Source organism: Salibaculum sp. (assembly GCF_035270045.1).
GTDB lineage: Bacteria > Pseudomonadota > Alphaproteobacteria > Rhodobacterales > Rhodobacteraceae > Salibaculum.
In genome coordinates this window covers 41028-66292 of the sequence record NZ_DATFIP010000031.1, presented here as the reverse complement: position 1 = coordinate 66292, position 25265 = coordinate 41028, and the positions used below count along the sequence as shown (strand labels likewise).

Below are 25265 nucleotides of genomic sequence, written 5' to 3'. Positions count from 1 at the left end.
TGACCTTTACCCGGCCAAGAGGCACCTGCAGGCGCAACCAGAAAGGGATCCCGTCATGAGCAATATCACCACCCACACCGATGATCGTCTGATCGTTGCCATGGACGTGCCCGACGCATTGCAGGGGCTCGAACTGGCGCGGACCCTGGGCGACGCGGTGAACTTCTACAAGATCGGCCTGGGCATGCTGACTGGCGGCGGACTCGCTCTGGCCAACGAACTAAAGGACGAACATGGCAAGCGCATCTTCCTCGACATGAAACTGTTCGACATCGGCGCCACGGTCGAAGCCGCGGTGCGTGGCCTGTCTCAGTTCGACCTGGATTTCCTGACCGTGCATGGCGACCCGCATGTGGTGCGCGCCGCCGCCGAAGGTCGGGGCAGCAGCGACATGAAGATCCTTGCCGTAACGATCCTGACCTCGCTGGACCGCGGCGACCTGGACGCCAGCTGCATCAAGGCCGGCACCCTGACCGACCTCGTGCAGGAACGCGCCGGCATCGCCCTGTCAAACGGGGCCGATGGCGTCATCGCGAGCCCGCAAGAGGCCGCCCTGATCCGAGCCCTGCCCGAGGCGGCCGGCAAGCTGATCGTCACACCCGGCGTGCGCCCGGCGGGCGCCGATCTCGGCGACCAGAAGCGCGTGACCACACCGGCGCAGGCCATCGCCAACGGCGCCGATCACGTGGTGGTGGGCCGTCCGGTCTGGCAGGCCGCCGATCCTCGCACCGCGGCCCGCGCCATCACCGACGAGATGCGCGTGCAGCTCAATCGTTGATATCGCGATCCCAATACTTGACCTGGCCGTTGCGGATGCCGAAGAGCCGCCGCAACGCCACGAAGGCCACGAGCGACAGAACGGCAAATACCACCAGCGCCCAAGGCAGGCTGAACCCGGCCAGGCCCAACCCGACAACCGCCCCCATGAACAAGGCACCGATGGCAAAGCCCAGGAAAATATAGCCCGGCGCAATCACTTCGAGGATGGCCAGGGCGATGGCAGCCGCCATCCAGACCCACCAAAGGTTGACCCAGTCCTCCATCAGCCTTTCCCCTTGAGCATGTTGAAGGCGTTTCCGAAGGCCTCGATGGCGTCGGCGGGCAGTACGATGGTGCTGGTGCCCTGCCCTGCGGCCATGCCGTTGAGCGCCTCGACCTGCTTGAGCGCAACCTGGTATTGCGCCGCCTCCAGCCCGTTCTCGGCTATGGCCTCGGCCACGACCTGGGTGGCATAGGCTTCGGCATCGGCCTGCACGCGGCGTGCCTTGGCGGCCTGTTCGGCGCTGTAAAGCTCGGCATCTGCCTGCAATTCGACCGCGCGCTTGCGGCCCTCGGCCTCGGTCACCTGGGCGCGACGCGCACGCTCGGCATTGAGCTGCTGCAGCATCGCTGCCCGTGTCTGAGCATCCAGGTTGACGTCCAGAATCTCGGTCCGGGTCACTTCGATGCCCCAATCGTCCACTTGGTGAGCAAGTTGCATCTTGATCGCTTCGATCAGCGAGCCACGGTTCGTTTGCACCTGGTCCAGCTCGATCTTGCCGATCTCCGAGCGCACGATCCCGGCCACGGTGGTCTGGATCGCGCCGTCGATGTCCCGAATGCGGTAGACCGTCTTTTCGGGCTCGATGATGCGATAAAAGACGCTCGTCTCGACCTGGACCAGCACGTTGTCGGCGGTGATCGCGTCCTGGTTCATGGTGGGCAATTGCCGCTCAAGGATCGAAATCCGGTGCGCGACCCGATCGAGGAAAGGCACGATAAAGTTGATCCCCGGCCCCAGCACGGCCCGCAACCGGCCGAAACGCTCGACAACGAATTTCTCGGACTGGGGGACAATCTTGACACCGACCAGGACGCAGATGACGACGAAAACCGCCAGCAGCAAAAGGACGACGTTGCCGCCCAGGTAGTCGTTTATCATCTGCTCTGTATCCATGGCTCGACCTCGTGAACTTTCCCTGGTGCCGGATTAAACGGGTTCTTCCGAAAATTTTAGGACAATTTAGCCGCCGAGACGGATTTTTTGCCGATGATGCGGCTGCGCCGAGACGCCGAATTCGGCTGACGCGGCGGCGCATGGCTTGTATTCTTTCTCCATGTCCAGCCTTTGTCGCGACTGCCTGCACGACTTCGAAACCGGCGCCCGGTGCCCGGCATGTCGGTCGCCGCGCGTGCTCTCTCACCCTGAGCTGTTCGACCTGACCATCGCGCACATGGATTGCGATGCTTTCTATGCGAGCGTGGAAAAGCGCGACAATCCCGAGCTTCAGGGCAAGCCAGTCATCATCGGTGGCGGGCGGCGCGGGGTGGTCAGCACCGCTTGCTACGTCGCCCGTATCAAGGGTGTGAAGTCGGCCATGCCGATGTTCAAGGCGCTGCAACTGTGCCCCGAGGCCATCGTGGTGCGCGGCCGGATGACCCGCTACGTCGAGGTCAGCCGCCAGGTTCGCGCCCTCATGGACGAGTTGACCCCGGTGGTCGAGCCGCTTTCGCTGGACGAGGCCTTCATGGACCTGACCGGCACCGCAAGATTGCACGGCCATCCGCCCGCGGTGATGTTGGCCCGCTTGGCCAAGCGCATGAAGGACGAGATCGGAATCACCGGCTCCATCGGCCTCTCGCATAACAAGTTCCTGGCCAAGGTGGCCAGCGACCTGGACAAGCCGCGGGGCTTTTCGGTGATCGGCAGGGGCGAGACTGCGGAATTCCTGAGACCGCAACCGGTGCGCCTGATCTGGGGCATCGGCCCGGCGGCACAGGACAGGCTTGAACGTGCGGGCATTCGCACCTTCGACGACCTTCTGCGCTGGGACCTGCGCGACCTGCAGCACCGCTTTGGCGGAACAGGCGACAGGCTCTGGCACCTCGCGCGCGGACAGGATGCCCGCCGCATCACCGCCCACAGCCCGGTGAAAAGCCTGTCCAACGAAACCACGTTCGCCAAGGACACCGCGGACCCGGACATCCTTGATGGCCACATATGGCGCATGGCCGAAAAGGTCAGCGCCCGGGCCAAGGCAAAGGGCAAGGCAGGGCGCGTCGTGACGCTCAAGCTCAAGCGCGCCGACCACAAGGGCCTGACCCGCCGCCAGAGCCTGCACCAGCACACGCAACTCGCCGACACGATCTACCGCACGGCGCGGCACCTGTTCGAGGGCGCCACGGACCAGGGGCCGTTTCGCCTGCTGGGTGTTGGCCTTTCGGAACTCAACGCAGCTACCGACGCCGACCGCGAGGGCGACCTTCTGGACCCCGGCGCCACTCGCCGGGCCGAGGCCGAACGCGCACTGGACCGGATCAAGAACCGGTTCGGCACCGACGCCATAGTGAAAGGCCGCGCGCTACGGTAGGCGAGGGCGGGGTTCGACAGGCGAAATCCGGCCCTGCGAGGATGCGCCCGCAACCAAAGGAAAGACCTGATGACACCAAAGGCCCTCATGTTGCTCTTCGGCGTCGCGTTGCCGCTGGTCCTGGTGGCGCTGCACGCTTTCCTGCCTCACCTGTCCCGTGGCGGGCTGTGGCTGCGCGCGCTCGCGATCGTGATCTTCTTGCTGTTTTCCATGCTTTCGATGGTCTGGCTGTTCCCGCCTTGGTGGGCGCCTTACCTTTATATGCTGCTTGTGGGTCTGGCGACGGTCTACCGGGCCTGGCGCGGGCCACGCCCGGGCGCCGGACCCGGCAGATGGATCGAGGGCGGGATCGGCGCCGTTCTGGTGGTCGTGTTCAGCGTGGCAAGCTGGCCCGGGATAACCCTGCGCACCCCGCCGGAGGTGGTGATAGACCTTGCCCAACCCCTCGGGCCGGGCCGGTATCTCGTGGTCAGCGGCGGCCCGTCGGAGGCCCTCAATGCACATTTCGTGACCAATGAAGCGGGCAATCCCTACCGCGGCCAAAGCTTCGCAGTCGACATTGTGGGTACCGATGCCCTTGGATTCTACGCCCCTGGCGTCGCGCCCGTCGATCCGGCGGCATACGCGATCCACGGAAGGCAGATCCTTGCGCCCTGCGCCGGGACCGTCGCACAGGTCCATGACGGAATGCCCGACATGCCGGTTCCCGAGATGGACCGCAGCCGGCTGGAAGGGAACCACGTCATGATCCGTTGCGACGGAACCGAGCTCTTTGTGCTGCTCGCGCACATGATCCCGGGCTCGGTCTCTGTCGAAACAGGCGGAACGGTCACGCGTGGGCAGCAAGTGGGGAGAGTCGGCAATTCGGGCAACAGCTCGACCCCGCATCTACACATCCATGTGCAGCACGGCAGACCCGCGGCTGCACCCCTTGGCGGCGACCCAGTCTTCTTCACCATCGAGGGGGAGGTGCTGACCCGCAATGAACGCTTCGTCGTCGAGTGACCTGCTATTCCGCCGCCATCGGCATCTCCGGCGACCGCCCGATATCTGCCAACTGTCCAATGACCACGTTGAGGGCCGACTTGACCGCGTCGTAATCGGCACTGGCCCGGATCGTCGCCTCGTCCATGTAGAGCGCGCGGTCGATCTCGATCTGCACCGCGTGGCGCTGCCGCGCAGGCCGGCCATAGTGCTGGCAGATATAGGCCCCGGCAAAGGGCATGTTGCGCGCCACCCTGAACCCGGCCTGGGCAAAGGCCGCTTCGACCCGATCCACCACCTCGGGCGCGGCCGATGCACCGAAACGATCGCCCAACACAACGTCGGGTCGCGCGCCGCCAAGGGGTCCGGTGCTTTCCAACGCCTCGTGCGGCATGGAATGGCAATCGATCAGGATCGCCTCGCCGAAGGCATTGAGGGATTCATCCATCAGCGCCTGCAACTGGTCATGGTAGGGGCGCCAGTGGTCACGGATTCGGCCATGCGCCTCGGCCAGGCCTATCTTGCCGCGATAAATCGGACGCCCGTTGGACACGACGCGCGGGATCACCCCCAGCCCCGAAGCGATGCGCGGGTTATGCGCCCCGCGCCCCAGACCGCTGATCACCGCCGGATCCAACTCGTCGGCACCGCGGTTGAGATCCAGGAAGGCCCGCGGCGCACGCGCGGCAAGCAGCGGCGCGCCGTGATCCACCGCCGCCGCAAAGAGATCATCGACAAAAGCATCCTCGGAAGAGCGCACCTGCGCTTCATTCAGAGAGGTCGCGCGCATGAAGGCCACCGGGTAGTCTCGCCCACTGTGGGGCGAGGCAAATACGGTCGCTGTGCTGCGCGGACGGGGCCGCGAAAGGGTGAAGGCTTGGTCGGTCATGTGCACTCCTGAACCATCAGTCTAACCTGTTTCCGCGATTTGCCAAAAGCCCTTGATCCCCGTTCCGACTCTTTATATAGACCGCGCTACCCGACGCGGTTCGCCCGCGTCCTGTTTTGTTACGGGACATGCGAATGGCTGACGGCAAGGGCGATTAGCTCAGCGGTAGAGCACTTCGTTGACATCGAAGGGGTCACTAGTTCGAACCTAGTATCGCCCACCATGGATCACCGCGCCCGATCGGGCGCAGAATGCAACCCAAGGCGCATCGCCGCGCCGCGACAGAAGGATTAAGCGCCATGAAGGTTCGCAATTCCCTCCGCTCGCTCAAGCAGCGTCATCGCGATTGCCGCGTCGTGCGCCGCAAGGGCCGGGTCTACGTCATCAACAAGACCCAGCGTCGGTTCAAGGCCCGCCAAGGCTGAATCCGACCACAATTGGATATACAAGGCCGCGCCCCCGGGACGCGGCCTTTTACTTCGTGGCCATGCGTCTCGGAGTGCTGTCTTCAATTCGTCATGCCGAACCGGAAACACGGGCGGCGTGACCCGCAAGACACCCCCCATCCCCCAACCGAAACGCGCGCAGCGCCGGAGCCACTGGACCCCTCCCCGGGCTGGCGCAATGGTCCGTGCCGGCTGGACCATGCATTTGCCCTGCCCGCCGGACAATTTCAGGCGGTCACACTGAAGATATGGCCGGTTTCCCCTAGTCCTGTCGAAGGGACCCGGACTAGGCTGGCAGCAACTTCCAAACCTGCAAGAGGATCAGGCCATGTCCCGTTTCACGCTCAGTCTTGCCGCCGGGGCGCTCGGCCTGTCGGCCACAGGCGCCATCGCCCAGCAAGCCGATCTTTGCGGCGGGATCGGGGAAAACGGGCAATGGATCGGCGGCGATGCCGCGGGATCGGATATCTCTCGCGCACCGAACTACCTGGAGCAAATGGCACTGGTGCTGCTTCGCGACGAATACATCGCGCTCTTCTCGGTGTCTGACCCGGGCACGGTCCGCATCGAGGCCGCCTCTCGCGGGACGGGGGACACCGTCTTCGACCTCTACGACGGGTCGGGCATCACCGTGGCCTCGGACGACGATTCGGGCGGCAATAGCGATAGCCGTGCCGAACTCGCCCTCGTTCCCGGCACATATTGCGTCGCGCTGCGCAGCTTCGACGGTTCGCCACTGACCGGCTTTGTCAGGGTCGGACGGCCCGAACACCCGCCCCTGACCGAGGGGCTGGGCCCCACACCCGTCGCCCCGCGCGCCAGCTGCGATCTTGCAGCAGCCGCTCCGATCACTCTGGGCGCGCCACTTTCGGCCCCGGTCGAAACCACACCCTACTACAGCTTGACGCTGGATCAGCCCACCGCGCTGTCCCTGACGGCCGAGAACCAGAACGCCGACCCGGTTCTGACCCTCTATGACGCGCGGGGCGACTGGCTTGCCGAGAACGATGATTTCGATGGTCTGAACAGCCGGATCGACATGGCAGAACCGCTGCCCGCCGGGCAATACTGCCTTGCGCTGGACGCGCTGGGGGACACCACCTTGCCCATCGTGACCACCGTCAGCGAATATGATCCCGAAGAAGTCATGCGGTCCCTCTATTCCCGCGCCGAAGCCGCCCCGCCGCTGGACGGCTCCTACCCGGTGACCGATCTGGGGCCGGTGCAGACCCGCCAGCGCACGGATGCCAACGTGGATGAGGAGGCTGCCTGGTATGCCTTGGACATCCCCGAGAGCGGGCTGCTGCTGATCGAGGCGATTGCCCAGGGCCAGGGCGACCCTGTCTTGACCCTCTTCGACGATCTGGGCCGGCAGGTTGGGCACAACGACGATTCGGGGGGCTCGCTCGATTCCATGCTGGCCACTAGGGTGCAGCCGGGCACCTACCTTGTTGCCGTGCGCCAGCTTGACGACAGCATGCAGGGCGTCATCCGGTTGCTGTTTGAACGCTACGTCCCGGCCCGGCCCGAATAGGGCCGGGACAGCGCGCCTTAGCGCCCCGTGACCCCGGCCATGAGGCGCACCAGCGTTGCCTGGTCGACATAACCCGTGGGTGGGATGCCCTGTCCCTCCTGGTAGCTGCGCAGGGCCCGACGGGTGCGTTCGTCGATGACACCGTCCAGCGGACCCGGCGAAAGGCCCAGGTCACGCAGCCGCAGTTCCAGCAGTTGCGCGCGCACGCCGCTCAGTTGCAGGCGTTCTTCCTGCGCGCGGGCCGTGGCAACCTGGTCGTCCGAGACCGAGGGACCCTCCATCCGTGCGATGCGGTCGCGGGCCTCCTCGGCAAAGACGCCGTCGGGCCAGGCAGCAAGGTAATCCTCGTAGGCGGCGAGCGTGTCCTCGGCGGCGGCGATGCCCCAGGCCGAACGGTCGGCCAACTCGGCATCCTCCGCGCGCTCGGCCTCGATGGCCTCCAGTCTGCGCCCGGCCACGTCCGCGAACAGCCCCTCGGGATACCGGTTCAGGTAGGCGCGATAACCTGCCTCGTCGCCCAGCGCGCCGGTTTCGGACCAGTATTCCCGGTCCAGGCGCTCGCGTTCGGCCCGCGCGCGGTCCTCCTCGGCGGCATTCTCGGCGCGGCGGCGCTCGGCCTGGGCGTCCAGGCGGTTGATCTGGCCCCGGGTCAGGTAACTGGTCTGCGGATACCCGTTGGATTGCTGCCAGTTGGTGACGGCCTGTCGGGTGCCCGGCCCGAAGATGCCATCGATGCCGCGGGTATTGTAGCCAAGCACGGTCAGATCACCCTGCACCGCCCGGCGCGCACTGACCGAAAGCGACAGCGCCTCTTCGGCCAGCCGGGCATCGCGGTTGGGTTCGTCAAGGATGGCTCTGATCCGTTCTTCGGCAAGGTCCACGAACCTTCCATCAGGATATGCCCGGATATAACGACGGTAGCCTTCCACGTTGTCGTCCGCCTCTGCCGCATCCCAGGCCGCGGCCTCTGCGGTCAGGCGGTCGTCATCGGGGGTATCGGCAGGATCTTCGGGGGACGTCTCGACCGCTGCCGGTATAAGCGACCAGCCCGGCATTAGGAAGCCGTGCGCCACCAAATCCGAGCGGCCCCCGATGGCCGCGGCAAGGTCGGCACCCGGTTCGACAAGATCCGTTTCCATGAAGTCGGCGATGTCGGAGGGATCGCCACGCAGCACCGTGACCCCCTGCGGAATGTCCAGCGCGCCAAACCCGGCACGCAGCACCGGCCCGGCCGTGTCCAGATCACGTGCATCGCCGGGCGCCAGCAGCAGGATGGCCTGCCCGGGCCGTGCGGCCAGCACCTGCAACAGGCTATCCACCGACAACGCCTGATCACCCATGCCGAACAGCGTCGGCTCTTGTGCTTCGGCGGTCAGTAGCCAGCTGCGGCTCCCATCGGTCACGAAATGCCCCGCAAGTGCGACGACCAGACGCTTGGCCGCATCGGCATCCTCTGCAAAGGCGGCGGCCAGATCATGGGCGACCCCGCCGCGCGGGTTGGCCCGGGCCTGCACCGCGAAGCCCAATGCCCGAAGCCCCTCCTGCGCGTTGAGCATGTCGTCGGCCCGGCTCACCCGGTCCAGCCGCTCGTAGCGTTCGATCCCGAGGATCAGCGACGCATCCTCGGCCTGCGCCAGAAACGGCGCGGCGATAAAGGCGGTTGTCAGCAGAAGGCGGCGCATGGCGTGTCCTTTCCTGAGGTATCGTAGCTGCGGTGATCCTCGACCACCAGCCTGTCACGCGACAGGCTGCCAAGGGTGCAAACCTGGACCGTGCCGTTCAGTTTCAAAACATCGTGCACCATGGTGTCGATGGCGTCGGCATCGGCGCCCGGGGGGGTCAACCTGCACCGGCATCGCGTCAGCGTCGCCCGCGCGGTCGGCCATGACCCGGTGCGCAGAGGGCCCCGGGCGATGTCGGCGGCCCGCTGACCCGCATCACGGGCTTCCAGTGCATCAAAGAAGGTCATGCGTCATTCCTGCGGATTTGATCCGTGTCATTCAATAACACGGGCGTTCTGGGCTATCGGCCTCGCCGGAGCATCTTCGCATGTCTCGGACAGCACGCAAGAGAGAGGCGCATGTCAGGACCCTATACGCAAAATTTCTCCCTCGACGAGATCGACCCCAGGATCACGGTGCACGAGGGGCGCCAGACGGTCGAGATCGACCTTTCCGGTCTGTATTTCCACACATCCAAGGACGTGAACGCGCTGTTCGACCGGATCGAGGAACGGCTGCAGGAAACCGGGGAACCGCTGTGGTTCTTTCTCGACAACGTCACGGATTACCGCGTGGACGAGTCCGCGTGGTTCGCCTTCACCCGCCGGGGTCGTGATCTGAACCAGGCCCATTCCATGGGCACGCTGCGTTATGACACCACGCCCGAAACCCGGGCTCGCATCGCCCGCGACAAGGGCACGGACCGCGAAAGTCCAAACCTGTTTGCAGACCGCGCGGCAGCGCTGGCGCATCTGTCCAGGCTACCGTCAAGGCGGCGCGAACGCATCCACCATCACCCCAACCACGAGCGCGGCCGGTTCATGCGGCGATTGTCCTTCGACGAGACGACGCGTATCTTCGACATTGACCTGTCGGGGGTCAGCTTCGAACATTCGCGCGATGTCAACGACATCTACGACTGGTTGGAACAGGCACTGCGCCGGGCTGGGGGACGGTGGTATTTCCTCATCAACTACGAAAACACCCGTATCCAGTCGCCCGCCTGGGTGAAGTTTGCCGCCCGCGGCAAGGACCTGAACGAACGCTTCTCGCTCGGGTCGGTGCGCTATGCACCCGACTCCGAAACCGAAGCCGACATTCGACTGCGCGCCGAAAGCGGCGGGTTCCGGCCCAACATCCGCAACACCCGGGCAGAGGCCCTGGCGCGCATCGCCGAGATGAAATCCGGAGCCCAGGTCGCCTGACGAGCGTCAGGCCACCTCGCCCGGCTGGAAGGCGGTCCATGCATCGAGGATCGCGCCGCGGCGGGTGAGTTGCGCGTGGTACGGCCGATTGAAACAGGATGATCAGCCGAAGGCAGTCAGCTTGGCCTGCAGCGGGGGCACGCCGATAATCTCGGCGGCGATGGGCATGTGGCGGATGGCCATCCATTGGCGCCTCGGCATCCAGCGCATCAGGGTCCGCGCGATCAGCGCGCGCCGGTCAGGATTACAAGTAAAATCCTATAGTTGGCCACCGCCCGCCGTCTCGGCGCCCGTGACCTGAATGCCGAATCCGACCCGGTCAGAAGCGTTGACCTGCCCCGAGGCCGAGTGGTTGTCGAACCATGCGCCCCTGTCGAAGAGCCGGGCAAGAAAGACCTGCGTCGCCGCCGTCAGGTTGACACCCTTGATCCGCAAGCTTGGAAGGCCGAACAACTTGCCTACCCGCACCGGGTAGTAACGTTGGCGGCACAACCGGACGGGAAAGGACTGGTTGTTCGTCCGGTGGGAGGTCTGGAAATCACCCGCCTTACGGCAGAGCATCGGTTTCGTCTTCTGGATCGGTATTCTTTGGCAGCTTGCGCTGGTGCCTCGGCGCATATCCTATCGCTTCGGCGTGGCGAGCGAGCCAGAAATAGGTCAGCGCCCCGGCGGCGGCGCCGACGAAGGCCAGAATGGTGGCGATCACCATGCGGCTGGTGTTGCCGGGATCGGCAGAGATCGCCAGGTAGCCGAAAGCCCAGAAGCCCGACCAGGCGATGACGTTGAGGATCGCGATCAGCTTGGCCATGGTAGCTATACCCTTTCTATGTTTTTCTCGCCGGACAGGCCGGGTGGCCGGAACACGAGGAGGATGAGCGCCATCACTTAGGCGACCCGGTTTTCGTCGCCCCACCCACGCAGGGCGTGCCGATCAGGAATTCTGACAGTTCCTCGGCCGCCTCACCATAATGGCGTCGGGGATCGAGGTGAAGCCGCCCGGCATCGGCACCGGCAAGACTTTGGGCGCTGTCAGCGACAACGAGCGCTGCACGCTCGATACCGCCTCCCGCATGAGGCCCGCGGCACCTTCGACCAAGCCCGCGAACGGCCAGACCAGCCCCCGGAAGAAGTCGAGCGAGACGCCCACCGACGACGCCGCCTGCTGGTTGCATGGCGCGACTTTTCACGGCGTACTTGCTGATCAACATAGGCGCAATAATCACCAGCAGCGCGGCGACCAGCCTGGCAACCATGTCCAGTTTTTCGCTGAAGAGGCCAGCCCGCCGTTGCCCATGTGAAAGAAGATCGCGTCGGCGTCAGGCCAGAGCCCAATAGTCTTGAACGATCGTTCATTTGATCTGGTATCGCCTGCAGGCTTGCCTTTGCGGTGGCAGGCTGTATCCGGAACCGGGCCTGATCGAGGAGACATGACATGCATATCTGGATGCGGGCCGAGACGCGCCCGAACGAACGTCGCGCCGGGCTGTTGCCAGATGGGGCGGCGGCACTTGTCGCGCGGGGCTGGACCGTCACGGTCGAAGACAGCCCGACACGGATCGTCCCTACCGCCGACTATGCCGCCGCCGGGTGTCGTATCGCGCGCCCCGGCACCTGGACCAAGGCACCGGTGGACGCGATCATCCTCGGCCTCAAGGAACTGCCCGCGGACGACATGCCGCTGCGCCACCGGCACATCATGTTCGGGCACGCCTTCAAGGGTCAACCCGAGGGGCAGGTCCTGCTGGACCGGTTCCGCGCCGGGGGCGGCACACTTCTGGATCTGGAGTATCTCGTTGACGACACAGGGCGCCGTATTGCGGCCTTCGGCCACTGGGCGGGCTATGCCGGAGCAGCGCTTTCGCTCCGTGCCTGGGCCGGGCAGACCGGGCCTGTCGATATCTGCACCTCTGCCGAGGTCATGGCCGAAGACCTGCGGAACCTGCTTACGTGCCGCGCGCCGCGCGTGCTGATCATCGGTGCACTGGGGCGAGTCGGACAGGGCGCGGCGGCGCTCTGCGCATCCGTCGGGGCGCGGGTCACGGCATGGGACATCTCCGAAACCGCCAATGGCGGCCCCTTCCCCGAGGTGCTGTCGCACGACGTATTCCTGAACTGCATCCTTGCCGCGCCCGGCGTGCCTGTTTTCGTGCCGCGCGATGCGGGGACCAAGCCCCGGACGTTGAGGGTGATCGGTGACATCGCTTGCGACCCGAACAGCACCTTCAATCCGGTTCCCGTCTACGACCACGTCACAAGTTGGCAGGCTCCCACCCGGCGCGTCCACGACACCCCACCCCTGGACGTGATGGCCATAGACAACCTGCCCTCGCTGCTGCCGGAAGAGTCATCCAAGGATTTCGCCATGCAGCTTTTGCCGCACCTGAAGAGACTCGACCGATTGGACGAGGGCGTCTGGTCCCGCGCTGCAGAAAAGTTTCGCGGCTATCGCTCCTGATAGAGCGCGTCCTCCTCGGCACTGGCCGATATGCCCAGCGCATCGAGCCCGTTTTCCAGGTGATCGGCAAGATGCGGCGACCCCTTGAGGTAGGTTTGAGTCGGCGTGCTGGCCTCGGCCGTGGCATGCCGCGTCGCCTCGGCCAGTTCCTCGGCCTCGTAAGACCCGCGCCCGATCCACATGATCGCGACAAGACTGGACTGTTCCTCTTCGGTCAAGCCGCTCACGAAGGCATCGAATTCGGCCTCGGCCCGGTCCAGTTCCCGCGCGAGGATGATGACCTCGGCGACCTTGTCGACAGTGATGTTCAGCATCGAAACCTCCCGCAGCTTGCTGTCCCGTTCGCGTGATGACTTTGCCCGGCAGAGTGGCACGTCACCTTGATCCAGGACAAGCTCAGCGCCCGAAGATCCGATAATAGGCCCAGTCCGGAAGGAATTGCGACAACCGGAAGACCCAGGAAAACACCGTCGGAAAGCTGCGCTTGAAGGCATCGGTGTGCATGTGTTCGATGACCTCCAACGCGGCCGCCTCGGGGTCCATGATGAAAGGCATGTGAAAATCGTTCTTGTCAGTCAGCCGGGTGCGGATGAAGCCGGGATTGACCACCTGAACATCCACGCCGGTGCGTCGCAGGTCGGCGTGCATGCATTCGGCCAGGCTCATCGTGCCCGCCTTGGAGGCCGTGTAACCGATAGACCCAGGCAGCCCACGGAACCCGGTCAGCGACGACGTGATGACGATATGACCCGCGTCCCGTTCGACCATGCCCGGCACGACCTGCCCCAGCACCCTCACGAAGCCGGTGAAGTTGACGTTGGCCATGGCCGTGGCCTGTTCGGCGTTCCAGTCCTGCGCGGCAAAGGGCCAGTAGACGCCGGCCAGCAGGACCAGCCCGTCGACCTCGCCCACGGCTTCGCCCGCCTTCCTAACACTCGCGTCGTCGCCGATGTCCATGGGCTGCACATGGGCCTTGCCGGACAACTCACCGGCCAGGGTCTCGAGGCTGTCGGCGGAGCGCGCAGACAGGATCAGTTCGGCCCCCGCACGGCTGAGGTGATGGGCCACGGCCCGGCCCAGTCCCTCGCTGGCGCCGACCACCCAGTAGCGTTTTCCTGCAAACTCTCTCACGATTACTCCTTCCGCGCGGACCTGCGCCCGTCTCTTACATCTGGCATCACTCGCCCGGTGTCATCTCGCCATCGCCGCGTATCGGGCGCATGGTTGCGACAAGCTCGGCCACCTTGATCCCGAATTTTCGGAACTGGCTGCGATTCATGATCGTCCCATTTGGCAAAAGGTACATCCAGTCCACAGTGTCCAATTCGTGGCCACCGGCATCCTCGGTCAGTTTGATACGGTATTTCAACCGCACGGCCGACCCGTTCTGCACCCCCTCGCCTGTGCCGATCACGTCGGGCGCCGTCGCCAGGATCCGGCCATCATTGCCCAGACGCAGGGACCATTGGCGTTCCTGGCGAGTGCCGCTGTCATAGTCGAAAACTTCCCGCAGGGTGCCGACATTGCCTTCCCAACTGCCCTCGAACCGGGCCACGAAACGCGAGGCGACACGCCCTGTGGGGCCATAGATCACACCCTCGCAGGCCAGCGGCCCGTTCAACACTGTCTGGATGTTGAAAACAGGGCCGTCGGAATAGTCCTCTGGGCTTTGGGCGGTGAAATCCGCATACCGGGTCTTGAGGATGATCAGCGCGACGACCACCGCCATCCCCAGAAGGATGTAGGTCACTGTCATGGTTTTTCCTCCAGTTGCGTGGCAGCCAGAAGCGCGATTGCCACAAGTTTCAGAAGCGACGGCACAAGCGCATAAAGCACCGTTAGCATTGTCAGGGCCGCCTCGGGCTGTGCCTCGGACCCAGCCCGAAAACCGGTCCATTCCAGCAGGGGCAGCAGCACGGCGGCGGCCAGCGCCAATGTGAATTTGCTGACCAGTGACCACAGGCCGAACCCTTGCCCCGCATTGGGCGCGATGGCCGCCATTCGGCGCGCAAACATGGCCGGCAGCAGCGTGAGGTCCGCGCCGATGGTGGCCCCGGATGCAATGCAGATCAGCGCGAAGGGCACGGTATCCCCCGCGCCCAGCATCAGGGTGAAACCGAAAGATATGACCGCCAGCGCCATCGCCGCCAGCAGCACCGGCCGAGCCCCGAACCGGCGCGCCAGCGCGCCCCAGATCGGGGCCGACGCGGCAGCGGCAAGGAAGAACAGCACCAAAAGAGGCCCCTCCCAGCCGGGCGCGGAAAGCCGGCTTTCGACGAAGAACAGGAACAGCGTCGAGGACACCGCGAGGGGCGCGGCATTGACCAGCGCAAGAATCAGAAGGCGGCGCGCGATGCGGTCCTGCAGTATCGTGCCGATGCGCGCGGGCGGGGTTGCATGACCGCGCGAAGACCATTCCGGCAGCATGGCCAGCGCCGCAAACCCCGCAACAACGGCAAACCCCCACGCGAAGATGGCATAGGGCGCGATCACGCGCCCGGTCAGAAGCGTGGGCGCGACAGCCGCCAAGCATATGCCCAGCAGCGCGCCGGTTTCGCGCCAGGCGGCCAGCTGCACATGGCCACCGGTCAGGGCATCGGCCTTGGCCACGCCTTGCGCGTAGAAGGTAATTGTCAGGAAACTGAAGGCGGTAAACAGTCCGGTGATGGTCAGCCCGAACCACCAGATCGGCGCGATGGGCGGGGCCACGGCGAAAAGGCCCAGCATCGAGAGCGCGAGCAGCGCGGCGCCCAGCGTCGCTGCGCCCGGCCGCAACCTGCGCAGGCGTTCGCTGACCCAGCCCAGCACCGGGTCCTGGACCACGTCGAACAGCCGCAATCCGAACAGCACCGCGCCCAGCAGCGCCAGGCTGACCCCGTAGTTGTCGGCGTAAAATTTCGGCGCGTAGATGTAGATCGGCAGCCCCGCGCCCGAAAGCACGGCAGCAAAGCCTGCATAGGCAGGCAGGCGCTGGGCGGTGGCCCTCATCGGCTGACCTCGTCGGCGGGCGGCTCGGGGCGCAGGCGATAACCCGCCCCTTTCCACCAGAGCTTCAGCGCCTGCCAGTGGATCAGCGCCAGAACCCGGCGCGACCCGAGCGGACGGCGCAACAGGGACCGCAATATCGCGCGATTGGTCAGCGATCGTCGCGGCCCCGCCAGCGTGGCCACGAGCCCGTTCTCACCATCGGAAAAGTCGATACGGATCGCGATCCGCTCGTCGGCGATCTTGAAATTGAACCGGTACCCACCGCCGATGTCCTGGAACGGCGAGACATGAAAGACCTTGCGCGCCTCAAGCGTGTCGTCGGGCCGGATTGCGCGCTGGTCAGCGTGGTGGCACAGGTAGGAATGGCGGTCGCCGAAGGTATTGCTCACCTCGGCGATCACACAGGTCAGCGCGCTCCCGCTGTCGCGGCAAAGCCAGAAGCTGACCGGATTGAAGACATGGCCCAGAACGCGCGGCTGCGCCAGCAGCTCGATCCGGTCGGGCTGGGCCAGACCGTGTTCGCGCAGCACGTCGCGTACCCAGGCGGCGCCGCGGCCATTGTGGGGCGGGCCACCATGATCCCGGTCCTGCAGGGACATAAGACCGCGCCGGTTTCGCGCAAACAATGCGGGGCGGGAAGGCGCATTGTCCTCGGCATCGGCCAACACGTAGTCGATGGAATAGGAAAAGGCATTCGTCACCTGCCCCTTGCGACCATGCCATGTCTCTCCGGATATGTGCTCGACCCGTGTCACTGGGCCGCCAGACGCGCCGTGGCCTTGGCCCGGATACCCTCGACCACGTCCATAGCAGAAGACAGACCATCCTCGTGAAAACCATCCTTCATCCACGCCCCACAGAACCAGGTGTTGTTATCGCCGTTGATCCGGGCGCAGCCGCGCTGCGCCTCGAGTGCAGACAGGTCATAGACCGGGTGGTGCAGCGTCACCTCGTCCCAGATCAGGTCTTCTCGGATCTGGCGGGTGGAATTGAGCGTCACGAAAAGCGGCTCTTCCAACCAGCTTTGCAACGAGTTCATCCAGTAGGTCAGGTCGATCTTCTCGGTGCCCTTGTCGGCCGCCTCGGTATAGTTCCACGACGACCATACGGCCCGGCGGCGCGGCATGACGGAAGCGTCGGAGTGGAGCAGGACCGTGTTCGGCTGATAGCGAAAATTGCCCAGGCTGGCCCGCTCGGCCGACGTCGGGTCGGCCAGCATCCGGAAGGACTGGTCGGAGTGGCTGGCAAAGATGACCTCGTCGAAGGCTTCCCATTCGGCGCCATCGGTCTTGATCTCGACGCCGCTGGCCGTCCGACGCACGGCATCGACCGGACAGCCCAGCCGCAGCGCCACGCCCCGTTGAGCCAAGGAATGTCCCAGGCGGCTGACATATTCTTGGCTGCCGCCCTCGACCGTGTACCACTGGTGCTGGCCGTGGACGCCCAGCAACGCGTGGTTCTTGAAAAAGGTCATCATGGCATGGGCCGGGAAATCGAGGATCTTTTCCTTGGGTGTCGACCAGATCGCGCCGGACAGTGGCAGGATGTAATAATCGCGAAACCAGGCCCCGGAACCAAGGCGGTCAAGCAGGCCGCCCACGGTCAGGTCCGAATCGCCGGACAGATCCAGGCCGCGCGCATTGAAGCGCATGACATCGCGGCACATTCGCAGAAATGACGGACGCAGTGCATTGCGCCGCTGGGCAAAGAGTGCCGGAAGCGATTTCAGCCCGTATTCGACACGGCCGCCGTCGACCGAAGCGCCGAAACTCATGTCGGACTTGATTACCGGCACGTCAAGCTTGTCGAAAAGCGCTGCCAGGTGCGGGTAGTTGGCGTAGTTGAAGACGATGAACCCGGTATCCACCGGCTGGTCGCCCCGCGGCCCCGCCATGCGCGTGCGGGCGTGGCCACCCAGACGCGGTTCGGCCTCGAAAAGAACCACTTGGTGGTCACGGGCCAACTCGTGCGCGGCTCCCATGCCGGATATCCCGGCACCGATCACGGCAATCCTCGACTGTCGGCTCGCGCCTGGCTGAGTGGGCATCTGGTCTCCATCCGTTTGTTGGTCAGGGGTGTTACGGCAACCCGTGTGACATGGATTGAAAAACCGCGCGAAACCGGGTGAATACTTTTTGATCCGAGTGCCTGACCCGCGCGTAACTCTTTCATGTTTACCGAGCCTGGCACCCTTACGAATGCGGATGCGAACCGGCGCGCAGACCCTTATGCTGCAGCGCAGGCAATGCGAGCAAGAGGGGCAATGGTCGAGGTGACACAGTCAGGAACGAAAAAGCCGCCATCGGCGGACCGCATGGCTTGGGTGGCCCACGTGAAGGCGATACGGGACCGGCAGGATCAGGCGGCCTTCGCCGAGCTGTTCGGGCATTTCGCCCCAAGGGTGAAGGCGTTCCTGATGAAATCGGGGGCAAGCCCGGAGCTTGCCGAGGAATGCACGCAGGAGGTCATGACCACACTCTGGCGCAAGGCTCACATGTTCGATCCGGCCAAGGCCAGTGTTTCGACCTGGATCTTCACGGTGGCACGGAACCGCAAGATCGACATTCTGCGAAAGGAGCGTCGGCCCGAGCCGGAGGACCTTCCATGGGGTCCGGAGGCCGAGCCGGAACAGGACGATGTATTGGTTCTCCAGCAGGAGACACAAAAACTGGGCAAGGCCCTTGCGGACCTGCCCGACAAGCAGAGGGACCTCATCCTCAAGGCATATTATGGCGAACTGTCGCACAGCGAAATCGCCGAGCGGACCGGCCTGCCGCTGGGGACCATAAAATCAAGGATACGGCTGGCGCTGGACCGCCTGCGCCGCCAGATGAAGTAGGGTTGAGACAATGAAGCACGAGATCAATCACCACCTGACCGACGCCCTGTTGATGGGCTATTCCGCGGGTATCCTGCCCGAGGCCTTCAACGTCGTCGTGGCCGCGCATGTGTCGCTCTGCGACGACTGCCGTGCTCGGCTAACAGAGTTTGACGCTGTCGGCGGCGAAGTCGTCGCGATGGGAGGGACCGCGAAGATGGACCCCGACAGCCTGACGCGCACGCTTGCCGCCATTGCCGGGGAGCCTCCCGCGCCTGATGCCGACGTCCACGCAGCGAGGACCCATGCTGATCCGGGCGTGCTGCCGCAGCCCATCCGCGACTATGTCGGCGGCGACCTTGATGCGGTGAAATGGCGCCGCGTCGGTGGTGGCGTGCGGCAGGCGATCCTGCCGACATCGGCCAATGCATCCGTGCGGCTGCTGCACATCCCGGCGGGGTGCGCCGTACCCGATCATGGCCATGCAGGCACCGAATTGACGCTGGTGCTTCAGGGGGCCTTCCGCGACGAGACAGACCGGTTCGGCACGGGCGACATCGAGGTCGCCAACGAGGATCTGGACCACCAGCCCGTTGCCGAAGACGGTATTGATTGCATATGTCTGGCCGCCACCGATGCGCCGCTGAAATTCAACAGCATGCTGCCGAAGCTGGCGCAGCCCTTCCTGCGTATCTGAGAGCCGCCGAGGGCGGCTCAGCGCGCCTGCGCCATCCAATTTATCCCGATCCGCGGACCCGATGCCGGGTCCCATGTCCCACTGCCATCCGACGCGAGGGTGACGGCGGTTTTGTCCTACGCCATCGCATATACTGCATCGGTGGTTCGGATCGGTGCAGGTGCGTCCATGCCGCCCAGACACAGGCCGCTGGCCGTCTCGCAGGACACGATCTGTGCAGATGCCGGCGGTTCATCCACACCGGACCGGAAGAACACGAGTATTTCCTGGCACGGCGCAAGCATGTGCGCGACAGAAATGGGGTCTTCCGGGTTTCCGACTTCGGTCTACATGCAGCCCGTCGTCAGGGCCAGGGCCGCAATGAGTGGTCGTCCCCACATCTCATGACTCCTGCGCCGTCAATCTGAACCAAGGCTAGTCAGCCGCGGCAATCGGGGCCAGGTCAGGGCTTCGGTCGGGTCAGGGGCAGGACATCGGGGGCCGCACGATCCTCGGGCGCGATCTCCTCGAAATCGAAATTGTGCAGCCGGCCAGCCCGCTTGCCGGCACGCTCGGCGGCTGTGTTGATCTCGTCCAGGTCCTTGCGGGCCTGTCCGAAATGTGTGTTCAGCTTGTCCACCCGTTCGACCACGAGTTCCACGTCGCGATGCAACTGGCCAAGCGTCTTGCGGATCGCCCCCGCCTGTTCACGCATCCGCGCGTCCTTGAGGATCGCGCGCATGGTATTCAACGTGGCCATGCAGGTAGTCGGCGAGACGATCCAGACCCGCGCGGCAAAGCCCTCGCGCACGACCTCTGGGAAATTTGCGTGCAGTTCGGCGTAGACCGCCTCGGAGGGCAGGAACATGAGCGCACCGTCGGCGGTTTCCCCGTCGATTATATAACGCTCGGAAATATCCCTTATATGTTTCTTCACCGCGACGCGCAGGGCCCTGCCGGCCTCGTTCACCTCGCGGTCCGTGCCCGCACGGCGCAGCGCCTCGTAGGCCTCCAGCGGGAACTTGCTGTCGATGGCGATGGGCCCCGGCGGGTTGGGCAGGTGGACAAGGCAGTCGGCGCGCTTGCCGTTCGACAGCGTCGCCTGAAGCGCGTAGCTGTCCGAGGGCAGCGCCTTGCCAACGATATCGGTCAGCTGGATTTCCCCGAAGGCCCCGCGCGTCTGCTTGTTCGACAGGATGTCCTGCAATGACAGGACGTCGCCCGACAGCTTGGTGATGTTTTCCTGCGCCTTGTCGATCGTCCGAAGGCGTTGCTGCAATTCGCCCAGAGATTGCGCGGTGTTTCGGGCGGAGGTCGACAGGTTCTGGTTCATCGCCTCGGTCACCGCGGCCAGCCGTTGTTCCATAAGGTTCAACGTCTTTTGTTGCTGCGCCGCCTGCGTCTCGGAAACCGAGTTCAGACCGCCGAAAAGCTGTTGCTGGCCATCGGACAGCCACTGCACTCGGGCGTTGACCCCGCCCATCTGGGCGGCGAGGTCAGCGGTGGTCCGGGCCGCCTGGCCGGTGCGCCGCACCGCCGCGATAAGCAGCAAGAGCACCAGCAGCACGACCACGACGCCCGCGATGGCAAGCATCACCGCGGGGTCGCTCAGGACATAGCTGTTTTCACCGATCCGGATCATGAGCGCCCGAAGAGCCTTTCGATATCGGCCAAGCTCAGTTCCACATAGGTGGGCCGCCCGTGGTTGCACTGCCCCGACAGCGGCGTTCCTTCCATCTCGCGCAGCAAGGCGTTCATCTCATCGGCCTGCATCCGGCGCCCGGAGCGGATCGAGCCATGGCAGGCGACCCGCGACAGGATCGCTTCGAGTTTCGACTGCACGAGGTCGCTGCTGCCCTCGTCGGCCAATTCATCGAGGATATCGCGAAGCAGCGCTTTGCAGTTCACCTCGCCCAACAGCGCGGGGGTCTCGCGCACGGCCACGGCCCCGCCACCGAAGGGTTCCAGCGTCAAACCGAACCGCCCAAAGGCCCCGGCGTGGCCTAACAGGAGTTGCGCGTCGGCCTCGGACATCTCGACGACCTCGGGGATCAGCAAGGCCTGGGCCGCTACGCCGGTGTCCGCCATCTGGCGCTTGAGCCTTTCGTAAACCAGCCGCTCGTGGGCGGCGTGCTGATCCACAAGGACCATGCCGGTCTCGGTCTGGGCGACGATGTAATTCTCGTGCACCTGTGCGCGGGCGGCCCCAAGGGGATGCTGTTCCAGCCGCCGACCGTCGTCGTGTTCGACCGCTGGTTCGACCCGCGCCGAATAATCCTGTGCCATCTCGGCGAACCCCGGCGACTGGGCCTCGTAGCTGGCCGAGCGCACGGCCATCGAAGGGCGATCCATCTGGTAAACGCGCGTTGCCCCCGGCTCGGGGCGAAAGGCGCCCAGCGTGGCCCCGGCCACGGTCGAGGACGACCGGTGCCCGGACTCGGCCAGGGCATGGCGCAGGGCCGAGACGATCAGGCCTCGCACCGTGCCCGGGTCGCGGAACCGCACCTCGGATTTTGCCGGATGCACATTCACGTCCACACGGGTCGGGTCAACTTCTATGAACAAACACGCCGCCGGGTGCCGGTCGCGCGACAGCGTGTCCATGTAGGCGGCCCGAAGCGCCCCGATCAGAAGCTTGTCACGCACCGGGCGGCCGTTGACGAACAGGAACTGCTGCACCGCAGAGCCGCGCGAGTAGGTCGGCAGGGCGGCGAAACCGGTCAGTAGAACGCCGTCGCGCTCGGCCTCGATCGGGATCGCGTTCTCGGTGAAATCCTTGCCCAGCACCTGGCGCAGACGGCCCTTGAGCGCCCCGAAAAGATCGCCCGTCTGTGCATCGGCCCGGAAGGTGACGCGACCCTTGCCGCCCGAGACGTCGCGCAGGACGAAACTGACATGCGATTCGGCCATGGCCAGCCGTTTGACCACGTCCGTTATCGCCTGCATCTCTGCCCGGTCGGTGCGAAGGAATTTCAGCCGCGCGGGCGTGGCGAAGAACAGATCGCGCAGCTCGACGACCGTGCCACCAGTCAGCGCCGCAGGGCGGAGCTGTTCGGCCACACCGCCTGTCACTGAAAGCTCGGCCCCCGTTTGGCCGGCCGCGCGGCTGCGGATCGTCAGCCGGCCCACAGCCCCCAGCGAGGGCAGGGCCTCGCCCCGGAATCCGAAGGAGTGGATGTTCAAAAGGTCCGCACCGTCGATCTTGGAGGTCGCGTGCCGGGCCAGGGCCAGCGGCAGATCGGTTTCGGACATACCGGTGCCGTCGTCGCTGACGCGGATCAGGGTCTTGCCCCCATCGGCAATCTCGATCTCGACCCGGCTGGCCTGCGCATCCAGCGCGTTCTCGACCAGCTCCTTGACCGCCGAGGCGGGCCGTTCCACGACTTCGCCCGCCGCGATCCGATTGATCGCGGCCTCGTCAAGTTGACGGATCACGGGATGATCGTCGCTCATATTGCGGTCCAATACGGCCATACCGCAAGAGATAGCATGGTGGGCGCCGATTCTGACAGGGCAAATCGCCCGGAACGGGGTGGTCTACTCCAGGCCGTCGGGCTGCCCGACCACCACGAAATGCAGCGCCTCCGGGTCCAGCAATTCATGGGCCACGCGGTTGACCTCCTCCAGTGTCACCGCCTCGATATAGCCGTTGCGGTTCTCGACATAGTCAGAGGGCAGACCGGTGGCCTGCATGCCGGCAAGGATGCCCGCAATCTCGGCATTGCCGTCGAAGCGAAGCGGGTAGGCCCCTGTGAGGTAGGTCTTGGCATCGGCCAATACAGTGGCACTCACGCCTTCGTCGGCCATGCGCGCCCACTCGTCCCGGATCACGGCGATGGCTTCGGCGATCCGGTCGTTGGCCGAAGCGAGGTTGCCCAGGTAGAGCGCCGCATGGTCCTTGGGCACAAGGTAGGTGGAAACGCCATAGGTCAGGCCGCGCTTTTCGCGCACCTCTTCCATCAGGCGGCTTTGCACGCCCCGCCCTCCGAGAATCTCGTTGAGGATATAGGCTGCGAAGAAATCCTCATCATCGCGCGGCAGCCCCTCGTGCCCGAAGAGGGCCACTGACTGCGGGGTCTCGAAATCCACGACCGTTGTGCCACCGTCCAGCGCGAACCCGGCCGGGCCCGGCCGGGCTGGTCCTTCGGCCGGCAAATCGCCCAGCAGCTCATCGAGCAATCGGCCGAGTTCCCCGGGCGTGATGTCCCCCGCCGCGCCAACATGCACGCGCGAACGCACCAGGGCGTTTTGATGCGCCGTCACGATATCGTCGCGGGTCAGGCTGTTCACACTCTCGGCGGTGCCGTTGATGGGCGATCCGTAAGGATGGTCTCCGAAGGCTTCCCGGTCGAAGGTGCGCCCGGCGATGCTGTTGGGGTCGGTGGCATCGCTGCGGATGCCCGACAGCACCTGCGCGCGCACCCGGTCAAGCGCGTTCTGGTCGAATCGAGGCTCGGTCAACGCGAGGCGCAGCAGGTCGACGGCCTCGTCCCGGTTCTCGGTCAAGAAGCGGGCCGTGATAACGACCCTGTCGTCGCGGGCCCTGAAGCCATAGCTGGCCGCCAGGCCTTCGCGAGCAGTCTGGAACGCACGTGCATCCATTTCGCCCGCACCTTCCTCCAACAGGCCCATCATCAGGTTGGTCGCGCCGCGCTTGCCGGGTTCGTCCAAGGAGGCGCCCCCGTCGATGACGATTTCCAACGCAACGAATGGAATGGCAGCTTCCTCGACCAGCCAGGCATCGATGCCGCCGGGAGACTTGACCTGCTGTATGTTGATCTCGGCCCGTGCGGTCAGCGGCGCGAGCAGAAGGGCAAGGGACAGAACAAGACGTTTCATTGCAGCACCTCCCGGCTGGGAACGACCCAGGCCGTGACGGAGCGATCGCGGTCAAGCACCTCGCGGGCCACCGTCAGGATGTCTTCCTCGGTGACCGATTGCAGGGTTTCGGGCCAGGCTTGCACATCCCCGACCGTCAGACCCTGGGTCAGCGCCGCGCCATAGCGGCGGGCCAGTCCCTGCACGTCATCCCGAGCGTAGACCTCGCTGGCACGCAACTGGGTATGCAGGCGCTCCATTCGGTCGGCCTCGATACCGGTTTCCAGGAAATCGGCTATGGCAGCGTCCATGGCGTCCTCGGCCTTTTGCAGGGTCACGCCCTGCTCGGGAACAACGGTCAGCCCGAAGGTCGTGTCATCCAGCGACCGACCGTTGTAGTAGGCCGAGGTATAAACAGCTGTCTGGCTGTCGAACTGCAGGGCCACGCCCAGCGCCGAGGTGAATGGCGATCCGCCCAGAAGCTCGGCCAGGTAGGTCAGCGCCGCGGCCTTTTCCTGTGCCCCGCTGTCGCGTTCGGGGGCGATGTAGCTTCGGGTCAGATAGGGTTGTGAAACCCGGGGGTCCTCGTAGACCAGCCGGCGCTCGGCAGTCTGCGGAGGTTCCTGAGGACGGACACGCTCCGGCAGGTCGGGTTCCCGCGGAATCGGGCCGTAGGTTTCCCGCGCAAGCGCGATGACCTCGTCGGGATGGACGTCGCCGGCCACGACGAGCACGGCATTGTTGGGCGAATAGTAAAGGTCGTAGAAATCCAACGCGTCCTCCATGCCCAACTGTTCCATCTCGTGCTTCCAGCCGATGATGGGCACGCCGTAGCGATGGTTGAGGTATTGCGCCGCGCGCATCTGTTCGCGGGCCAGCGCACCAGGCGAATTCTCTACCCGCTGGTTACGTTCTTCCAGGATCACGCCGCGCTCGGTCGCGATATCCTCTTCGGTCAGACGCAGGTTGTTCATCCGGTCCGCCTCCATCCGCATCATCAGGGGCAGGCGGTCGGCGGCGACGCGCTGGAAGTAGGCCGTGTAGTCATAGCTGGTAAAGGCGTTGTCGCTCCCGCCCTGGGCAGCGACAATGTCACTGAACTCGCCAGCATCAATCGTCTCCGTTCCCTTGAACAGCAAATGCTCGAGGAAATGCGCCACGCCCGAGGATGAAGGCGGCTCATCCGCCGACCCGGCCCGGTACCAGAGCATGTGCACGGCAGCAGGGGCACGGTGATCCTCGATCACCACGACCTCCAGGCCGTTGTCGAGCGTCGTGGTCGTGACCTCGTCCGCACGCAGGGCGGTGGTCAGGCCAAGGGCCATCGCGAGTGCTGCCAGAAAACGCATGTAGCCTCCGAAGGGATTGATCGTACCGATAA

Annotated in this window: 26 protein-coding genes, 1 tRNA gene and 1 pseudogene; 11 read left to right on the top strand and 17 right to left on the bottom strand. The window is 64.9% G+C overall.

Features of this window, described 5'->3' with window-relative positions:
- Positions 1–55 precede the first annotated feature (55 nt).
- Positions 56–778 (top strand): orotidine-5'-phosphate decarboxylase, encoded by a 723-nt coding sequence (gene pyrF, locus VJ897_RS05260; RefSeq protein ID WP_324053919.1) that lies wholly within the window; start codon positions 56–58, stop codon positions 776–778.
- Here the strand turns inward: pyrF and VJ897_RS05255 are convergent.
- Together VJ897_RS05255 and VJ897_RS05250 are read right to left on the bottom strand one after the other, a co-directional pair.
- A complete protein-coding gene (locus tag VJ897_RS05255; RefSeq protein ID WP_324053917.1) occupies positions 768–1043 on the bottom strand; it encodes an NfeD family protein in 276 nt (91 codons plus the stop codon). The genes pyrF and VJ897_RS05255 overlap by 11 nt on opposite strands.
- Positions 1043–1936 carry an SPFH domain-containing protein gene (locus tag VJ897_RS05250; protein ID WP_324053915.1) on the bottom strand — a complete coding sequence of 298 codons (894 nt, stop codon included), beginning with the start codon at positions 1934–1936 and terminating at the stop codon, positions 1043–1045. Before VJ897_RS05250 ends, VJ897_RS05255 begins: the two co-directional genes overlap by 1 nt.
- 160 nt (positions 1937–2096) lie before the next feature.
- Here VJ897_RS05250 and VJ897_RS05245 point away from each other — a divergent pair, with 160 nt between their 5' ends.
- Positions 2097–3350 (top strand): DNA polymerase IV, encoded by a 1254-nt coding sequence (locus tag VJ897_RS05245; protein ID WP_324053912.1) that lies wholly within the window; start codon positions 2097–2099, stop codon positions 3348–3350.
- 69 nt (positions 3351–3419) lie between these two features.
- Positions 3420–4355, top strand: coding sequence for a M23 family metallopeptidase (locus VJ897_RS05240; protein ID WP_324053910.1), 936 nt, complete (start codon positions 3420–3422; stop codon positions 4353–4355).
- Between the two features lie 4 nt (positions 4356–4359).
- On the opposite strand, the gene VJ897_RS05235 is transcribed toward VJ897_RS05240, so the two are convergent.
- Positions 4360–5223, bottom strand: coding sequence for an N-formylglutamate amidohydrolase (locus VJ897_RS05235; RefSeq protein WP_324053908.1), 864 nt, complete (start codon positions 5221–5223; stop codon positions 4360–4362).
- 148 nt (positions 5224–5371) lie between these two features.
- Between VJ897_RS05235 and VJ897_RS05230 the strand changes: the two genes are divergently transcribed.
- From VJ897_RS05230 to VJ897_RS05220, 3 genes are all read left to right on the top strand, one after another.
- Positions 5372–5446: transfer RNA gene (locus tag VJ897_RS05230), tRNA-Val, on the top strand.
- Between the two features lie 76 nt (positions 5447–5522).
- Entirely contained in the window at positions 5523–5648 is a 126-nt protein-coding gene (gene ykgO / locus VJ897_RS05225; protein WP_010141322.1) for a type B 50S ribosomal protein L36, read from the top strand.
- Between the two features lie 349 nt (positions 5649–5997).
- Complete coding sequence (locus VJ897_RS05220; protein WP_324053899.1) at positions 5998–7203, top strand: DVUA0089 family protein; 1206 nt, start codon at positions 5998–6000, stop codon at positions 7201–7203.
- A gap of 17 nt (positions 7204–7220) precedes the next feature.
- Here the strand turns inward: VJ897_RS05220 and VJ897_RS05215 are convergent, their stop codons facing one another.
- Positions 7221–8885 carry a peptidoglycan-binding domain-containing protein gene (locus VJ897_RS05215; protein WP_324053897.1) on the bottom strand — a complete coding sequence of 555 codons (1665 nt, stop codon included), beginning with the start codon at positions 8883–8885 and terminating at the stop codon, positions 7221–7223.
- Positions 8867–9172: a hypothetical protein gene (locus VJ897_RS05210; protein ID WP_324053895.1), complete on the bottom strand. Its 306-nt coding sequence runs from the start codon at positions 9170–9172 to the stop codon at positions 8867–8869. The genes VJ897_RS05215 and VJ897_RS05210 overlap by 19 nt, the downstream gene beginning before the upstream one ends.
- A gap of 111 nt (positions 9173–9283) precedes the next feature.
- Between VJ897_RS05210 and VJ897_RS05205 the strand changes: the two genes are divergently transcribed.
- A complete protein-coding gene (locus VJ897_RS05205; RefSeq protein WP_324053893.1) occupies positions 9284–10129 on the top strand; it encodes a hypothetical protein in 846 nt (281 codons plus the stop codon).
- A 108-nt stretch (positions 10130–10237) separates the two neighbouring features.
- Here VJ897_RS05205 and VJ897_RS15240 read toward each other — a convergent pair.
- Positions 10238–10591 (bottom strand): annotated as a pseudogene (locus VJ897_RS15240) (branched-chain amino acid ABC transporter permease); the annotation flags it as partial.
- 85 nt (positions 10592–10676) lie between these two features.
- Positions 10677–10937, bottom strand: coding sequence for a hypothetical protein (locus VJ897_RS05195; protein WP_324053889.1), 261 nt, complete (start codon positions 10935–10937; stop codon positions 10677–10679).
- A gap of 160 nt (positions 10938–11097) precedes the next feature.
- Here VJ897_RS05195 and VJ897_RS05190 point away from each other — a divergent pair, with 160 nt between their 5' ends.
- On the top strand, positions 11098–11427 hold the full coding sequence (locus VJ897_RS05190) for a hypothetical protein (protein WP_324053887.1): 330 nt from the start codon (positions 11098–11100) through the stop codon (positions 11425–11427).
- Positions 11428–11561: 134 nt separating this feature from the next.
- The gene (locus tag VJ897_RS05185) at positions 11562–12584 is read left to right on the top strand and encodes a saccharopine dehydrogenase (protein ID WP_324053884.1); all 1023 of its coding nucleotides are present in this window, start codon (positions 11562–11564) and stop codon (positions 12582–12584) included.
- On the opposite strand, the gene VJ897_RS05180 is transcribed toward VJ897_RS05185, so the two are convergent.
- From VJ897_RS05180 to VJ897_RS05155, 6 genes are all read right to left on the bottom strand, one after another.
- Positions 12572–12898 carry a DUF3775 domain-containing protein gene (locus tag VJ897_RS05180; RefSeq protein ID WP_324053882.1) on the bottom strand — a complete coding sequence of 109 codons (327 nt, stop codon included), beginning with the start codon at positions 12896–12898 and terminating at the stop codon, positions 12572–12574. The two genes, VJ897_RS05185 and VJ897_RS05180, sit on opposite strands and share 13 nt — an antisense overlap.
- An 82-nt stretch (positions 12899–12980) precedes the next feature.
- Positions 12981–13715 carry an SDR family NAD(P)-dependent oxidoreductase gene (locus VJ897_RS05175; protein WP_324053880.1) on the bottom strand — a complete coding sequence of 245 codons (735 nt, stop codon included), beginning with the start codon at positions 13713–13715 and terminating at the stop codon, positions 12981–12983.
- Between the two features lie 46 nt (positions 13716–13761).
- The gene (locus VJ897_RS05170; protein WP_324053878.1) at positions 13762–14340 is read right to left on the bottom strand and encodes a DUF3833 family protein; all 579 of its coding nucleotides are present in this window, start codon (positions 14338–14340) and stop codon (positions 13762–13764) included.
- Positions 14337–15572: an MFS transporter gene (locus tag VJ897_RS05165; protein ID WP_324053877.1), complete on the bottom strand. Its 1236-nt coding sequence runs from the start codon at positions 15570–15572 to the stop codon at positions 14337–14339. The genes VJ897_RS05170 and VJ897_RS05165 overlap by 4 nt, the downstream gene beginning before the upstream one ends.
- Complete coding sequence (locus tag VJ897_RS05160) at positions 15569–16327, bottom strand: DUF1365 domain-containing protein (protein ID WP_324053875.1); 759 nt, start codon at positions 16325–16327, stop codon at positions 15569–15571. Before VJ897_RS05160 ends, VJ897_RS05165 begins: the two co-directional genes overlap by 4 nt.
- A complete protein-coding gene (locus VJ897_RS05155; protein WP_324053873.1) occupies positions 16324–17619 on the bottom strand; it encodes an NAD(P)/FAD-dependent oxidoreductase in 1296 nt (431 codons plus the stop codon). The genes VJ897_RS05160 and VJ897_RS05155 overlap by 4 nt, the downstream gene beginning before the upstream one ends.
- Positions 17620–17835: 216 nt before the next feature.
- On the opposite strand from VJ897_RS05155, the gene VJ897_RS05150 reads away from it, so the two are divergent.
- Both VJ897_RS05150 and VJ897_RS05145 read left to right on the top strand, forming a co-directional pair.
- Entirely contained in the window at positions 17836–18411 is a 576-nt protein-coding gene (locus VJ897_RS05150; RefSeq protein WP_324053871.1) for a sigma-70 family RNA polymerase sigma factor, read from the top strand.
- Positions 18412–18421: 10 nt separating this feature from the next.
- Entirely contained in the window at positions 18422–19087 is a 666-nt protein-coding gene (locus VJ897_RS05145) for a ChrR family anti-sigma-E factor (RefSeq protein WP_324053869.1), read from the top strand.
- A gap of 442 nt (positions 19088–19529) precedes the next feature.
- On the opposite strand, the gene VJ897_RS05140 is transcribed toward VJ897_RS05145, so the two are convergent.
- From VJ897_RS05140 to VJ897_RS05125, 4 genes are all read right to left on the bottom strand, one after another.
- A complete protein-coding gene (locus VJ897_RS05140) occupies positions 19530–20708 on the bottom strand; it encodes a DNA recombination protein RmuC (RefSeq protein WP_324053867.1) in 1179 nt (392 codons plus the stop codon).
- Positions 20705–22540: a DNA mismatch repair endonuclease MutL gene (gene mutL, locus VJ897_RS05135; RefSeq protein ID WP_414706678.1), complete on the bottom strand. Its 1836-nt coding sequence runs from the start codon at positions 22538–22540 to the stop codon at positions 20705–20707. Before mutL ends, VJ897_RS05140 begins: the two co-directional genes overlap by 4 nt.
- A 63-nt stretch (positions 22541–22603) precedes the next feature.
- Positions 22604–23905, bottom strand: coding sequence for a M16 family metallopeptidase (locus tag VJ897_RS05130; protein WP_324053863.1), 1302 nt, complete (start codon positions 23903–23905; stop codon positions 22604–22606).
- Positions 23902–25233 (bottom strand): M16 family metallopeptidase, encoded by a 1332-nt coding sequence (locus VJ897_RS05125; RefSeq protein ID WP_324053861.1) that lies wholly within the window; start codon positions 25231–25233, stop codon positions 23902–23904. The genes VJ897_RS05130 and VJ897_RS05125 overlap by 4 nt, the downstream gene beginning before the upstream one ends.
- Positions 25234–25265: the final 32 nt, after the last annotated feature.